The organism is Streptomyces sp. WM6386, from assembly GCF_000972385.1.
In the GTDB taxonomy this organism is placed as follows: Bacteria; Actinomycetota; Actinomycetes; order Streptomycetales; family Streptomycetaceae; genus Streptomyces.
In genome coordinates, this window is record NZ_JXTE01000303.1 from 1 (window position 1) to 764 (window position 764).

The window sequence follows — 764 nt, forward strand, 5'->3', positions numbered from 1 at the left end:
GGCGACATCTGCGCGTACGAGAGCGACGAACAGCGCTGGCGTGCGGTCCGAGAACGCGACGATGCCGCGGACGGACGGTTCTACTACGCGGTGACGACGACCGGGATCTACAACCGGCCCTCGTGCGCGGCACGCCTGGCCCGGCGGGAGAACGTGGAGTTCCACGCGTCGCTCGAGGAACTGCACACACGAGGCTACCGGCCCTGCCGCCGCTGCCAGCCGGGCGACCCGGAGCCGAACCGGCTGCAAGCCGCCGTCGTGGCCCGCACCTGCCTGCTGATGAACACGGCGGTGGCGCCACCGAACCTGGACGACCTGGCACAGAGCGCCGGCTACAGCCGATTCCACTTCCACCGCATGTTCAAGTCACTGACCGGCCTGACACCGCACACCTACTGGACGGCGGTCCGGGCACAGCGGGTGCGCGAGGAGCTGATCCGCGCACGGACCGTCTCCGACGCGATCTACCAGTCGGGCTTCACCACCACGGGCCAGTTCTACGCCGTTTCCTCGGCGATAATGGACATCCCCCCCCAGGAGTACCGCGCGGGCGGGGCGGGCCTCGAGATCCACTCGGCCATGGGCGTCACCGACGCGGATCCGGTCCTGGTGGCCGTGACGGGGACAGGGGTCTGCGCGGTTCTGGAGGGCCCGGAACACGCAGCCCGTGCACGGCTGGCGGAGCTCTTCCCCTATGCGGTGCGCCGTGCCGACGACCGGTGCTTCGAAGCACGACTCGCCCACGCACTGGCTCGCCCCCCGGC

Annotated in this window: 1 protein-coding gene; it reads left to right on the forward strand. The window is 70.4% G+C overall.

Features of this window, described 5'->3' with window-relative positions:
- The coding region (locus tag TN53_RS41375; RefSeq protein ID WP_052745423.1) for a bifunctional transcriptional activator/DNA repair enzyme AdaA at positions 1-764 on the forward strand (764 nt) is incomplete at both ends.